This window comes from Proteus vulgaris, assembly GCF_023100685.1.
Taxonomy (GTDB): domain Bacteria; phylum Pseudomonadota; class Gammaproteobacteria; order Enterobacterales; family Enterobacteriaceae; genus Proteus.
This window is the reverse complement of record NZ_CP090064.1, coordinates 2,781,766-2,795,660: the sequence shown is the minus strand read 5'-3', so window position 1 is coordinate 2,795,660 and position 13,895 is coordinate 2,781,766. Positions and strand designations below refer to the sequence as shown.

At 39.1% G+C, this 13,895-nt stretch carries 15 protein-coding genes; 8 read left to right on the top strand and 7 right to left on the bottom strand.

Translation table 11 applies throughout. The annotated features are described in order from the left end of the window. Positions 1-155: 155 nt before the first annotated feature. Entirely contained in the window at positions 156-1,061 is a 906-nt protein-coding gene (locus tag LW139_RS13515) for a TIGR01777 family oxidoreductase (protein WP_166540739.1), read from the bottom strand. 64 nt (positions 1,062-1,125) lie between these two features. Further along, positions 1,126-1,743: a glutathione binding-like protein gene (locus LW139_RS13510; RefSeq protein WP_072068626.1), complete on the bottom strand. Its 618-nt coding sequence runs from the start codon at positions 1,741-1,743 to the stop codon at positions 1,126-1,128. A gap of 198 nt (positions 1,744-1,941) precedes the next feature. On the opposite strand from LW139_RS13510, the gene yfcD reads away from it, so the two are divergent. Next, positions 1,942-2,484: an NUDIX hydrolase YfcD gene (gene yfcD, locus LW139_RS13505; protein ID WP_072068625.1), complete on the top strand. Its 543-nt coding sequence runs from the start codon at positions 1,942-1,944 to the stop codon at positions 2,482-2,484. Here yfcD and LW139_RS13500 read toward each other — a convergent pair. After that, entirely contained in the window at positions 2,481-3,527 is a 1,047-nt protein-coding gene (locus LW139_RS13500) for a LacI family DNA-binding transcriptional regulator (protein ID WP_227335728.1), read from the bottom strand. The two genes, yfcD and LW139_RS13500, sit on opposite strands and share 4 nt — an antisense overlap. Before the next feature lie 227 nt (positions 3,528-3,754). On the opposite strand from LW139_RS13500, the gene LW139_RS13495 reads away from it, so the two are divergent. Genes LW139_RS13495 through LW139_RS13485 form a run of 3 tightly spaced genes read left to right on the top strand, consistent with a single transcriptional unit; the run spans position 3,755 to position 5,783 of the window. After that, on the top strand, positions 3,755-4,198 hold the full coding sequence (locus LW139_RS13495; RefSeq protein WP_072068623.1) for a PTS sugar transporter subunit IIA: 444 nt from the start codon (positions 3,755-3,757) through the stop codon (positions 4,196-4,198). 30 nt (positions 4,199-4,228) lie between these two features. After that, positions 4,229-4,516 carry a PTS sugar transporter subunit IIB gene (locus LW139_RS13490; RefSeq protein ID WP_088495113.1) on the top strand — a complete coding sequence of 96 codons (288 nt, stop codon included), beginning with the start codon at positions 4,229-4,231 and terminating at the stop codon, positions 4,514-4,516. A 10-nt stretch (positions 4,517-4,526) separates the two neighbouring features. Next, positions 4,527-5,783: a PTS ascorbate transporter subunit IIC gene (locus LW139_RS13485; RefSeq protein ID WP_227335726.1), complete on the top strand. Its 1,257-nt coding sequence runs from the start codon at positions 4,527-4,529 to the stop codon at positions 5,781-5,783. Between the two features lie 77 nt (positions 5,784-5,860). Here LW139_RS13485 and LW139_RS13480 read toward each other — a convergent pair whose 3' ends face one another. Further along, the gene (locus LW139_RS13480) at positions 5,861-6,043 is read right to left on the bottom strand and encodes a helix-turn-helix domain-containing protein (RefSeq protein ID WP_247850063.1); all 183 of its coding nucleotides are present in this window, start codon (positions 6,041-6,043) and stop codon (positions 5,861-5,863) included. A gap of 292 nt (positions 6,044-6,335) precedes the next feature. On the opposite strand from LW139_RS13480, the gene alr reads away from it, so the two are divergent. Continuing rightward, positions 6,336-7,559, top strand: coding sequence for an alanine racemase (gene alr / locus LW139_RS13475; protein WP_247850062.1), 1,224 nt, complete (start codon positions 6,336-6,338; stop codon positions 7,557-7,559). Positions 7,560-7,629: 70 nt separating this feature from the next. Here alr and LW139_RS13470 read toward each other — a convergent pair whose 3' ends face one another. The 3 genes from LW139_RS13470 to ackA form a co-directional block, all read right to left on the bottom strand. Then, positions 7,630-7,773, bottom strand: coding sequence for a Hok/Gef family protein (locus LW139_RS13470; RefSeq protein ID WP_166540735.1), 144 nt, complete (start codon positions 7,771-7,773; stop codon positions 7,630-7,632). A 410-nt stretch (positions 7,774-8,183) separates the two neighbouring features. Further along, entirely contained in the window at positions 8,184-10,328 is a 2,145-nt protein-coding gene (gene pta / locus LW139_RS13465; protein WP_166540734.1) for a phosphate acetyltransferase, read from the bottom strand. Between the two features lie 77 nt (positions 10,329-10,405). Beyond that, positions 10,406-11,608: an acetate kinase gene (gene ackA, locus LW139_RS13460; protein WP_072068617.1), complete on the bottom strand. Its 1,203-nt coding sequence runs from the start codon at positions 11,606-11,608 to the stop codon at positions 10,406-10,408. A gap of 392 nt (positions 11,609-12,000) precedes the next feature. Between ackA and yfbV the strand changes: the two genes are divergently transcribed. The 3 genes from yfbV to LW139_RS13445 all read left to right on the top strand — a co-directional run bounded on the left by yfbV (position 12,001) and on the right by LW139_RS13445 (position 13,787). Further along, positions 12,001-12,456: a terminus macrodomain insulation protein YfbV gene (yfbV, locus tag LW139_RS13455; protein WP_166540732.1), complete on the top strand. Its 456-nt coding sequence runs from the start codon at positions 12,001-12,003 to the stop codon at positions 12,454-12,456. A gap of 139 nt (positions 12,457-12,595) precedes the next feature. Beyond that, positions 12,596-13,090: a YfbU family protein gene (locus LW139_RS13450; protein WP_072068750.1), complete on the top strand. Its 495-nt coding sequence runs from the start codon at positions 12,596-12,598 to the stop codon at positions 13,088-13,090. Positions 13,091-13,124: 34 nt separating this feature from the next. Then, complete coding sequence (locus LW139_RS13445; RefSeq protein WP_166540731.1) at positions 13,125-13,787, top strand: sugar phosphatase; 663 nt, start codon at positions 13,125-13,127, stop codon at positions 13,785-13,787. Positions 13,788-13,895 lie beyond the last annotated feature (108 nt).

Sequence of the window (13,895 nt, the reverse complement as noted above, 5' to 3'; positions counted from 1 at the left end):
TGACTGCGTTCATTCGCACTAGTCACATACTATTGTATGCTCCTAGTGACTCATTTACTTGTCGTCTAGCTACACCTTGAATTATTTAGAGTATCTATTAGGTAGAATATTTATTCGCACTAGTCACATCGAATTATTGAAAATAGAAAAAGAGATTATTTTCCTGTGGTTATAATATCTTTTAATGCCTCTTCTAAATGTGGGTAGCGAAACTCAAAGCCAGCACTGAGTAATTTTTCAGGAATGGCTTGTTGCCCGCCTAATACTAATGTGGCGCTTTCTCCCATCACTAAACGTAATACACTTTCAGGAACCGTCATTAAGGCAGGGCGATTAAATGCTTTTCCTAATAAGCGAGTAAATTCTTTATTCTGTACAGGGTTAGGTGCAGTTAAGTTAAAAGCGCCTTTAGCATCTTGAGTCTTAAGCAAGAAAATAATCGCACTGACCATATCATCAATATGGATCCACGGCATATACTGTTTTCCGCTTCCTAATTTGCCACCTAATCCTAACTTAAAGGGTTTACTCATTTTAGGTAGTGCGCCACCGAGTGTTGAAAGTACAATTCCTGTACGTAACAAACAAACACGAGTTAATGGTGTTTGTGCTTCAAGAGCAATACGCTCCCACTCAGCACAAAGCTCATGTGTAAACTCAGGGTTTGCTGGCGTCTGTTCAGTGACTTGCAAATCACCTTGGTCACCATAAAAGCCAACCGCAGAACCAGATATGAAAACAGAAGGGGGAGAGTCGCTGGCTTTAATTAACTCAACTAATTTTTGAGTTAAATCACAACGGCTGTTAATGAGTTTGTGTTTTTGAGCAGGTGTCCAACGGTTATCGGCAATGGGTTCTCCAGCAAGATTAATGACCGCATCAAACCCATTAAGATTTTGTTTATCACTGAGTTGAGTCCAACAGGTGATTTCATTACAAAAGTGCGAATAGACTTTTTGAGGAGAACGAGAAAGCACTGTAATATCATTATTAGACAGTGCAAGTTCACACACTAATGCTTTGCCAATTAATCCTGTACCACCTGTGATAAGTATTTTCATCACCATCCTCCTGATCATCTTACCTAATAAAGAATAAATATCATCCTGACATTATGAATTGCTTTTATTCACCAAAGAGTTTTTTAGCTGCTGGGCGTTGGTTGATCTTATTTAGCCATTTTTCTATCGCAGGATAATTAGCCAAATCAATATTGTGGTGAGCATGAAGACGGGCCCATGTATATGTAGCGATATCCGCAATGCTGTATTCTTGGCCACCAAGGTAAGGTGATTGCGCTAATCTTTTTTCCAATACGCTATATAGACGCTGTGTTTCTTCAGTATAACGTTTAATTGCATAAGGGACTTTTTCTGTGGCATAGCGGGTGAAATGATGATTTTGTCCTAACATGGGGCCAAAACCTCCCACTTGCCAAAACAACCATTGTAGTTGTGTTGTTTTTTCGCGTAAATTTTGGCTAATTAATTTGCCACTTTTTTCAGCTAGATAGATAAGAATAGCACCAGACTCAAAAATAGAGAGTGGTTCGCCTCCATCTGCTGGTGAATTATCAACGATGGCAGGAATTTTGTTGTTAGGGGAAATTGCTAAAAACTCAGGCTTAAATTGATCACCTTTACTAATATCAATGCGATGTAACTGATAAGGTAGGCCTGCTTCTTCGAGAAAAAGTGTTATTTTCTGGCCATTTGGGGTATCTGCATAATATAAATCAATCATTGAAAGCTCCAAAGTAAAGTAGGCACGAAATGTTTAGTATATCCACAGTCTGCCTTCTAACATCATAAAAAGCAAAAAAGCGCAAGATGGATAAGACAAGTCTCGTATGATTATTGTAGTGGTGAAAAATAGTGATTTTGGTATATTCAGGATAAAAATTACGATCGTTTAGTATCGGTTAAAAAAGGTTTGTTGAGGATGGAACAAGAAAAGACGGCATTGGTTGAGTGGGTTGATATTGTTGATGATAAAAATGAAGTCGTTGCACAAGCAACACGTCAACAAATGCGAGCTGAAAACCTACGACATAGAGCAACGTATATTGTTGTTCATGATGGGATGGGTAAAATTTTGGCGCAACGTAGAACAGAAACAAAAGATTTTTATCCCGGTTGGTTAGATGCCACAGCAGGTGGTGTTGTCCAACAAGGTGAAAATTTACTGGAAAGCGCGCGTCGTGAAGCAGAAGAAGAACTCGGCATTGCGGGGGTTCCTTTCGCTGAACATGGGCAATTTTATTATGATGATAAAAGCTGTCGTGTCTGGGGAAGTCTATTTAGTTGTGTTTCTCATGGGCCTTTCGCTCTGCAAGCAGAAGAAATAGAGGAAGTGTGCTGGTTAACCCCCTCTGAAATCACAGAGCGTTGTGACGAATTCACGCCAGATTCACTAAAAGCGCTTTCTCTTTGGTTAACACGTAATAACAGTACACGTTTAGAAACCCGAGAAACCGTCGATTAAGGGGTACTTTGCCCTATTTCAAAGCGATAAGCATAGTTGATAACGGTATCTTCGAATATAGCGTTATCATCTTCGTCTTTTAAGCGTTGTAAAAGGGCGATAAGGTGTTTTCCTGCCTCTTTTCCCATTTTGTGATAATCAAAACGAATTGACGTAAGAGATGGTGATATTTGATCACTATTATCAGAGCCTTCCAAACAAGCAATGGCCAGATCTTGAGGGATCTTAATTAATCGCCTTTGGCACTCAAAAATCATTCCTAACGCAATGCTCTCATGACTACAAATAACGGCATCTAATTCAGGTTGCCGCAATAAAATTTCTGTTAAAGCTTGTCTACCATAAGCCATAGATGCGGGATCAGGTGTAGTGACACTTTGCTCAGCATTTAAATAATTTTTCAGTAAGGCTCGTGACCAACCTGTTATTTGCTGGTGGTGTAAACGCTGGCCTTGTAAAGCGCCAATATAACCGATACAACGTCTTCCTTGGGTGATTAAATGACTAGTTAAATCATATGCAGCTTGCTCATAAGAGCAATCAATACTAATGGCGGCTTGTTCATCAGATTGACTTGCAACACTGACAACCGGCACGTTGGCATTACTAATATGTAAAAAATGAGTGGGACTGAGTTGTGATCCAAAGACAACCAATGCGGCAGGATTGCTTTGTAATAGCATATTAATCACATCACTGGCTTTATGTGGTTGATATTCATAACAACCAACGAGAATTTGATATTGATGGCGATTTAATATTTGCTGTAAAGATTGCATAAAATCAGCACTGGCTTTATCTGTGAAAGAGGGTAACAGTACTGCAATAATATGACTTTGAGCCGATGCTAACGCGCCTGCTGAGGCATTAGGAATATAACCAAGTTCCTCTACGGCTTGATTAACTTTCTCTCTTAACTTATCAGAGACCAACTCAGGGGTTCGTAATGCACGCGAAACGGTCATTGAACCGACTCCAGCGTGTTTAGCGACATCTTGTAATGTGACGCGACCTGTATTTCGGCGCTTACGTGTTTTGATCATGTGTGATTATGCTTGCTTAGCCTATTTTATTAACCGCAGATCCTACCTGAAATCTTTCTATTATGCTGAAACAATACAGTGTCAATTGTTGGCATTTTCTGCAATTAACATTTTATTAAAATGATAGCGCTATCACAATTACGAACGATCTATCTAGATAGCGCTACCATTAATGATTACTATCCTTAATAACGAAGCTCAAAGAGAGTCTTATTGAGGTTACAAAGATGCTTAAAACATTATTAACACCTGATGTGGTACAAGTGGTTCCAAGCGTTAGCGATTGGCGAGAAGCCGTTAAAGTGGCGTGTCAGCCATTAGTTGATAAAGGGTGCGTTGAACCTCGTTACATCGATGCTATTTACAAATCACATGAAAAAATAGGGCCATATTATGTTTTAGGTCCGGGTATTGCGATGCCTCATGCTCGTCCTGAAGATGGTGTTAACCAACTTTCTCTTGCATTAACGATTGTTGAGCAAGGAGTGGAATTTGGTGCTGATGAAAACGATCCGGTGAAATTACTGATTGTTTTAGCTGCAACAGATAACGATAGCCATATTAATGCCATTATGAAATTAGCCGAACTTTTTGATAACGATAAAGATATTCAAACGCTATTTAATGCGAAAAGCAAAGCGGATGTATTAGCAGTTATCAACAACTATTAATGACAATTTAAAATTACCAAGGGGAATACCATGAAAATTACAGTTGTGTGTGGAAATGGTTTAGGCAGTAGCTTAATGATGGAAATGAGTATCAAAAGTATTTTAAAAGATCTCGCTGTCAATGCAGAGGTGGATCACGTTGATTTGGGTTCAGCAAAAGGTACGCCAAGTGATATCTATGTTGGAACTCGTGATATTGCAGAACAGCTTAATTCTCAAGCCGTAAATGGAAGAGTAGTTTCACTGGATAATATGATTGATAAAGTTGCGATGAAAGAAAAACTTTCTGTTGCATTACGTGAATTAGGCGCGTTATAAGGAGCCTATCATGGACTTTTTCCGCTTTCTAATGAGTGATGTGCTTTCAGAGCCTTCTATTTTAGTGGGTTTGATCGCATTGATTGGATTAATTGCCCAGAAAAAACCAGTTACGGAATGTATTAAAGGCACGGTAAAAACCATTATGGGTTTTGTGATTTTAGGTGCTGGTGCCGGTCTTGTCATTAACTCACTGGGTGATTTCTCAACGATTTTCCAACATGCATTTGGCATTCAAGGTGTTGTGCCTAATAACGAGGCAATTGTCTCTATTGCACAAAAAAGCTTTGGTAAAGAAATGGCTCTGATTATGTTCTTTGCCATGTTGATTAATATTCTAATTGCTCGTTTAACACCGTGGAAATTTATTTTCTTAACGGGTCACCATACATTATTTATGTCAATGATGGTGGCAGTTATTCTGGCAACAGCAGGCTTAGAAGGCGCTGTATTAGTTGCGGTAGGTTCATTAGTTGTTGGGATTTCAATGGTGTTTTTCCCAGCCATTGCACACCCTTATATGAAAAAAATTACCGGTTCTGATGATGTGGCATTAGGACACTTCTCAACTATTTCTTATGTCGTTGCGGGCTTTATCGGCAGTAAATTTGGTAATAAAGAGCATTCAACAGAAGAGATGAATGTGCCTAAAAGCTTGCTATTTTTACGTGATACGCCAGTCGCAATTGCCTTTACTATGGGCATTATTTTTGTCATCACATGTTTATTTGCGGGCGATACTTTTGTTCGTGAAGTTAGTGGTGGTAAAAACTGGTTTATGTTCTCGTTAATGCAATCTATAACCTTCGCAGCAGGTGTTTATATTATTCTGCAAGGTGTGCGTATGGTTATTGCTGAGATTGTTCCTGCATTTAAAGGTATTTCAGATAAGTTAGTTCCTAATGCAAAACCTGCTTTAGATTGCCCAGTTGTATTCCCTTATGCACCCAATGCGGTATTAGTTGGCTTTTTAAGTAGCTTTGCTGCGGGTGTTATCGGCATGTTTATTCTGTATGCTTTAGATTGGACAGTAATAATTCCTGGTGTGGTTCCTCATTTCTTCGTGGGTGCAACAGCTGGGGTATTTGGTAATGCGACCGGTGGACGTCGTGGTGCGATTTTAGGGGCATTCGTTCAAGGCTTATTAATTACTTTCTTGCCTGTATTCTTATTACCAGTACTTGGAGACATCGGTATTGCTAACACCACATTTAGTGATGCAGACTTCGGTGTTATCGGTATTTTATTAGGTATTATTGTTCGTTGATATTTTTTGAATTTATTAATTAAAAAAACGCCTTGCTGAGTTAAATCAACAAGGCATTTTTTTACAAATATTATTATTCAAGTAAGTATCAGGCTGTTAGCAATGTTTGGATTTTTTTCTATCATTCGTAATAGTTTCAAACTACTTCCTGTCGGAAATCTACGCTTTTGTTCCCATGCTCGAACTAAAGAAGTCGATACACCAAGAGCAGTAGCAAAATCAGTTTGTTTTAATTTTGTCAATTTACGGATTTCTTTCACACAGGCTCTGTAACAGTAAATACTCGAGAAGGCATGACCTGTTTTTTATGTATTTGTACCGTTTCTTTTAAATTATCAAATAATTTACTATTAAAACAATAGGTTAAATTTTATCGTAATTTTTTTAGTGAATAAATAAACGAATTAATTCTAATTAAAACTTGTGAATTAATATCTTTATTTTATGAATAATAATGCTATTATCCTGAGTGAATATTCACTATGTGTATATTTTCGTACCTAATTAATTATAAAAATAGGTTTAACATCACAATCACTAAGGAAAAAGAAGATGTCTTTTGGTATTCGATATCTTGCGTTGTTACCACTTTTTGTTATCACTGCTTGCCAACAACCTGTTAATCACAATCCACCAGTGACTCAAACAGCTCAGGTTCAACCTGCAATCGTGAATAACTCATGGATTGAAATTTCACGTAGTGCGCTCGATTTTAATGTGAAAAAAGTACAATCACTTTTAGGTGATAAATCCTCGCTTTGTGCTGTTTTAAAAGGGGATGCATATGGCCATGATTTATCGTTAGTTGCACCTGTTATGATTGAAAACAATGTGCAATGTATTGGTGTAACGAATAACCAAGAGCTAAAAGAAGTGCGTGATCTAGGATTCCAAGGTCGTTTAATGCGTGTGCGTAATGCCACAGAGCAAGAAATGGCTCAGGCGACAAGCTATAACGTGGAAGAATTGATTGGTAACTTAGATATGGCTAAGAAATTAGATGCCATTGCTAAACAACAAAATAAAGTGATCCCTATTCATCTTGCCTTAAATTCAGGTGGAATGTCTCGTAATGGATTAGAAGTTAATAACAATGCGGGGCTTGAAGAAGCAAAGCAAATTGCTCAATTAGCTAACCTTAAAGTGGTTGGCATTATGTCTCATTATCCTGAAGAAGATGCGGATAAAGTAAGAGAAGATCTCGCTCGTTTTAAACAGCAATCACAAAAGGTATTGGGTGTTACTGGGCTAAACCGTAAAGACGTTACTCTGCATATGGCAAATACTTTTGCCACAATTACCGTACCTGGATCATGGTTAGATATGGTGCGTGTAGGCGGGATTTTTTATGGTGATACCATCGCAAGTACAGATTACAAACGTGTTATGACTTTTAAATCCAATATTGCCTCAATCAATTATTATCCTAAAGGTAATACTGTTGGGTATGATCGCACTTACACACTAAAACGTGATTCAGTATTAGCTAATATCCCTGTTGGCTATGCAGATGGTTATCGTCGAGTTTTTAGTAATGCAGGACATGCTTTAATTGGTGGTCAACGTGTGCCTGTTTTAGGTAAAACATCAATGAATACGGTGATTGTTGATATTACCGATCTTAAAAATATCAATTCAGGGGATGAAGTCGTGTTCTTTGGTAAGCAAGGTAATGCAGAGATCACTGCTGAAGAGGTTGAAGATATTAGTGGTGCACTGTTTACAGAGATGTCGATTTTGTGGGGGGCGACCAATCAGCGTGTACTCGTGGATTAAAGTAGGGTACTTGTGATCACCAATCTCAACAACTTTTGAGAGAAATTGTGGGGGAATTTCCCCCACAAAACTATTTATCGCAAGATAAAATAGCTTGAACTACGGTGTCGCCACTACTGATATTAAAAGAACATAATCTTTCATGTTTCAGTAAAGCAAAACACCAAACTGTAATACATACAGTAATCAGCCCTAATAGGGCAAGCTTAGTCACTTCTCTTGACACTCCTTTATAAAGGAGACAGAATCAAGTTGGTTGGTTTTGAGACTGCCTCGGATTTTAGTAAATTAAAATTCGGGGCTTTCGTCTTTTTGGCTCCTGCAAATGCTTGAACCAAAATGATCCAAGCACCCACCAGCATACTAACAGAAACTCACCTCACTCCTATCTTTTTCTGAATAATAAAGATATAAATAAGTAAGTAAAATCAATGTGTTAATTGTTTTTATGTTGAGTGTTTATATGTGTGATTTTATTTGACACTCTTTTATAAAGGAGACAGAATCAAGTTGTCTAGTTTTGAGACTGCCTCGAATTTTAGTCAAATAAGAAATCTGTAGAATAAAAAACGCCAAATGAAATTAATCATCTGGCGTTGTTTTATTTGAAGCGAACTTCAATAATTATGCGTTTTCTTGTTGGCTTGCTTGAATAGCTGTCAACGCAACGGTGTAGACGATATCGTCTACTAATGCACCACGAGAAAGGTCATTCACTGGTTTACGCATACCTTGTAACATTGGTCCGATTGAAACCAAGTCAGCTGAACGTTGTACCGCTTTATAAGTGGTATTACCGGTGTTCAGATCAGGGAAGATAAACACAGTCGCTTTACCTGCAACTGGTGAGTTTGGTGCTTTAGATTTAGCAACATCAGCCATAACAGCTGCGTCGTATTGTAAAGGACCATCAATCATCAGATCAGGGCGTTTTTCTTGCGCTAAACGTGTCGCTTCACGAACTTTCTCTACATCGCTACCTGCACCAGAGTTACCAGTAGAATAAGAGATCATCGCAACGCGTGGGTCGATACCGAATGCAATTGCAGAGTCTGCAGATTGGATTGCGATTTCAGCCAGTTGTTCCGCTGTTGGATCTGGGTTAATTGCACAGTCACCATAAACATAAACTTGTTCTGGTAACAGCATAAAGAACACAGAAGACACTAATGAGCTACCCGGTGCAGTTTTGATTAACTGTAGTGGTGGACGAATAGTGTTAGCCGTTGTATGAACAGCACCAGAAACAAGGCCATCTACTTCGCCTTTTTCCAGCATTAATGTGCCGAGAACAACGTTATCTTCTAACTGCTCACGAGCAACAACTTCTGTCATACCTTTGCTTTTACGCAGTTCAACTAAGCGAGGTACATAAATTTCACGTACTTCTTTAGGATTGACTAACTCAATGCCTGTGCCTAATTCAACACCTTGTGCGGTTGCTACACGACGAATTTCTTCAGGATCGCCTAACAGTACGCAAGTAGCGATACCACGATCAGCACAAATTGCTGCTGCTTTAACAGTACGTGGCTCATCACCTTCTGGTAAAACGATACGTTTTTTCGCTTTACGTGCTAATTCTGTTAATTGGTAACGGAATGCTGGTGGTGATAAACGGTTAGGGCGTTCAGAGTTAGCGGTCAGTGAATCAATCCATTGTGTATTGATATGTTGAGCAACGTAGTTCTGAATTTTTTCAATACGTTCATGGTCATCAGCAGGCACTTCTAAGCTAAAACTTTGAAGATTTAAAGAAGTCTGCCAAGTGTTTGCATTAACCATAAAGATTGGTAAGCCAGTTTCGAATGCACGTTCACAAAGTTGTTTGATAGGAGCATCGATTTGGTAACCACCTGTTAGTAGGATTGCACCAATTTCAACGCCATTCATTGCTGCAAGGCACGCTGAAACTAATACATCTGGGCGATCCGCAGAAGTTACTAAAAGTGAACCAGGGCGGAAGTGCTCTAACATGTGTGGAATACTACGGGCACAGAAAGTCACAGACTTAATACGACGGGTTTCAATATCGCCTTTATTGACGACAGTCGCATTTAAGTGTTTTGCCATATCTGTTGCACGGGTAGCGATTAAATCGAAGTTCCAAGGAATGCAACCCAGTAAAGGCAGTGGGCTATTCTTTTCAATGGTTTTTAAATCGACATTAGAGATAATCGCTTTACTTGAATCATCAAATATTTCAGATAAGTCAGGGCGAGTACGGCCTTGATCATCAACAGGTGCATTTAGTTTGTTAACAATAACACCGGTGATATTTTGGTTTTTTACACCGCCAAATTCAGCACGCGCAAATTCGATACGCTCTTTTAGCTGTTCAACCGTGTTGTTACCTAATGCAGTAACGAAAACAATTTCAGCACCTAATGTTTTTGCAATTTCATAGTTTAATGATTGTGCAAAAGGGTGCTTACGCATAGGTACCAGACCTTCGATGAGAATAACTTCTGCATCAGCGGTGTTTTCATGGTATCTAGCAACAATTTCTTCCATCAGAACATCTTTTTGGTTTGAGCTGAGCAGAGACTCAACATAATCCATGTTTAAAGGTTCTGATGATTGAATAGTGGAGTGAGAACGGATAATCGCAGTTGTCTGATCTAATGCGCCTTTTACACGAGGTTGTGCAATAGGTTTGAACACGCTAAGGCGAACGCCTTTTTGTTCCATAGAACGGATAACACCCAAGCTGACGCTGGTTAAACCTACGCGTGTATCAGTTGGGACTAACATAATTGTACGGGACACGGAAACCTCTTTAAATATCGGTTGCTCGTTATGTAAAACAGTACTGCCAGCATGACACTGGCAGTACATCAAAGAACTTAAGCGGTCAGGCGACTTGCGTCCTGAGCGATAACTAACTCTTCGTTAGTTGGGATAACAACAGCAAGACGGCTGTTATCGGTAGTGATAGTGCCTGATTTACCGAAACGTGCATCTAAGTTACGTTGATGATCAACTTCAAAACCTAATAGAGCCAGTTTTTTCAGAGATAATTCACGTACCATTGCTGCGTTTTCACCGATGCCACCAGTAAAGATAATAGCATCTAAACGACCTTCCATCAGTGCACAGTAAGAGCCGATGTATTTCGCTAAACGATGGCAATAAACGTCCATTGCACGTTTAGCATCTGCTTTAGTTTCATAGTTATCTTCAACATAACGGCAGTCACTAGTGACTTCAGTTAAACCTAATAAGCCTGATTCTTTAGTTAGCAGTTTATTAATGTCATCAACGCTCATACCTAAAGTATCATGTAAATGGAATACGATAGCAGGGTCGATATCACCACTACGTGTACCCATCACTAAACCTTCTAATGGAGTCAGACCCATAGAAGTATCAACACATTTACCGTTAACGATAGCAGATACAGAACCACCATTGCCTAAGTGGCAAGTGATTACATTCAGTTCATCAACAGGTTTATTTAACATTTTAGCGGCTTCACGGGAAACGAAGAAATGGCTAGTTCCGTGAGCACCGTAACGACGGATGCTGTGATCTTTATATAAGCTGTATGGCAGTGCATACAGATAAGCTTCTTCTGGCATTGTTTGGTGGAATGCAGTGTCAAATACCGCAACCATTTTCTCAATTAAATGAGGGAATGCTTTACGCGCTTCTTCAATACCAATAAGGTGAGCTGGGTTATGTAATGGAGCAAATGGGATAGCAGCTTCAATACCTTTGATAACTTCGTCAGTGATCACGACAGATTTAGTGAACTTCTCACCACCGTGAACAATACGGTGACCAATTGAAGCGATTTGTGCAGACAGTTCTGGTTTTTCAGCCAGAATAGTATTTACGATAAAGTTTAATGCTTCGCTATGAGCAGCACCTGCGCCTAACGCAGCTTCATGTTTTTGGCCATCCATTTTCCACTTCAGGCGGGCTTCAGGAAGGTTGAAGCATTCAGCCAAACCTGAAAGGAATTCTTCACCATTTTCTGGGTTGATAATTGCAAATTTAAGAGAAGAACTACCGCAGTTCAGTACCAGCACCAGCTTACTTGACATGGAATTACCTATTTATCTTGTTGTCGTAGTGTCTTTTATATTATAAAGACGGTGGTTAATAAAACGTCAATCATAAAAGCCTATCGCATTACTATGATGACATTAATGACGCGCATCATGCTTAAAGTAAAAAACTTGATGCTAATTATAGTTGCCAATCATTAATTGGACGATTTTTATTCACCCATTAGCTTTTCGCGTTAAAATCGGCGAAAAGGGTTGAAAATCACGCCGGCAAACAAAATATAGCGCTTTATTGCCACAAACCTTTAGAATGGGCACAGGATACAGAGTAAAGGCAACAAAGACAAAATATACTTAATTCTACTAAAAGATTTTTATTCTTTATAGATATTTTTTAAAAGTTACAGAAGAAATTGATTGAGGTCATTATGAGCGAACCGACAGTGACTCCTCCCGGCTTTTTTAAGAAGCTTCGTTTGGGTAATGAGTATTTAAAAACCTGGCCGGTTGAAAAGCAATTAGCGCCCGTATTCCCTGAAAATCGCATTGTCAAAGCAACACGATTTGGCATTCGCTATATGCCGCCGATCGCCATTTTTACAATGACATGGCAAATTGCTTTAGGGGGAAATTTAGGGCCTGCAATTACAACAGCGTTATTTGCCTGTAGCCTGCCAATGCAAGGGTTATGGTGGTTAGGTAAGCGTGCAGCAACCCCTCTTCCTGGCACATTATTACGCTGGTTTTATGAGATACGCGAGAAATTTGAAGAAGCAGGCATTGCTTTAGCACCTGTGGAACAAACGCCGACTTACCTTTCTCTAGCACATTTATTAAAACGTGCTTTTAAGCAACTTGATCGCTCTTTTCTTGATGATGTGTAGAACATTTGTTCTACCTTCGTCATTTGTCATTATTGTCTTTAGAATTACCCCGTTGAGATCAAAAAACGCGTAGTTAACACTACTCAATACTTTTGATTAATGTCATGCTCTTCTCAATGATTTCTTTGGAGAATTAATGATGGAAATGACACACGCACAACGCTTGATCCTCTCTAATCAATATAAAATGATGACTATGATGGATCCTGATAACGCTGAACGTTATCGTCGCTATCAGACAATCATTGAACGCGGTTACGGATTACAATTACGTGAACTAGACCGTGATTTTGATGAAATGTCAGAGGAGACTTGCCGTACCATTATTAACGTCATGGAAATGTACCATGCACTGCAAGTTTCTCGCGATAACTTAAAAGACCAAGAAATGCCGGATGCTCGTCGTGTTGCATTTATTGGCTTTGATGCGGCGACAGAATCCCGCTATCTTAGTTATGTGCGTTTTATGGTGAATACAGAAGGGCGCTATACGCATTTTGATAGCGGTAGTCATGGTTTCAACTCACAAACACCAATGTGGGAAAAATACCAAAGAATGCTGGCTGTTTGGTTAGCCTGCCCTCGTCAATATCACCTTAGCGCCGTTGAAATCCAACAAATTCTTAATGCGTAATAAGTAACGCATCATTCTAAGGTAGGCATAAATTATGGCGATCACATGTAAAGGCTTTCTGTTTGATTTAGATGGAACATTAGTTGATTCATTACCCGTTGTTGAATATTGTTGGGCGTTATTTGGTGAACGCGTTGGCATATCAACACAAGAGATTAATGACTATATTCATGGAAAGCCAGCCATTGAGTCGATTCGCCATTTTATGCCTAATGCTTCCGAACAAGAGATAACAGATACCTTTCGTTGGTTAGAAAAATTAGAATCAACACAAACAGAAGGTTTAGCACCGCTTCCGGGGGCTATTGAGTTAATTAATCACCTTAATGAATTAGATATTCCGTGGGCAATTGTGACTTCAGGTACCGTACCAATCGCATCAACGCGCCAATCTGTCACTGGTATTCCTGAACCTAAACATTGGGTTACAGCGGAATGTATTAGTAAGGGTAAACCTAATCCTGAGCCTTATCTTTTAGGAGCAAAAAAATTGGGTTTATTGCCTCAAGAATGTGTGGTTTTTGAAGACGCAGCGGCCGGTATTTACTCTGGTTTAGATGCAGGATGTCAAGTCGTTGCTGTTCATGCTCCTTTATCCCTTCCTCGCCGTAATGAGATTCATTTAATTATTGATTCTTTAAATGATATTCAAATCGAGAAGCAAGCTGAAAAAGTGATAATAACGCACAAAAGATAGTCTTTTCTTTGATCATACTAGAAGACTTATCGATGTAAAAATGGTCTACTTATCAATGTAGTGAATTGATGTCTTAACCTGTTTTCACTTATTGCTGATCGAGGCCAT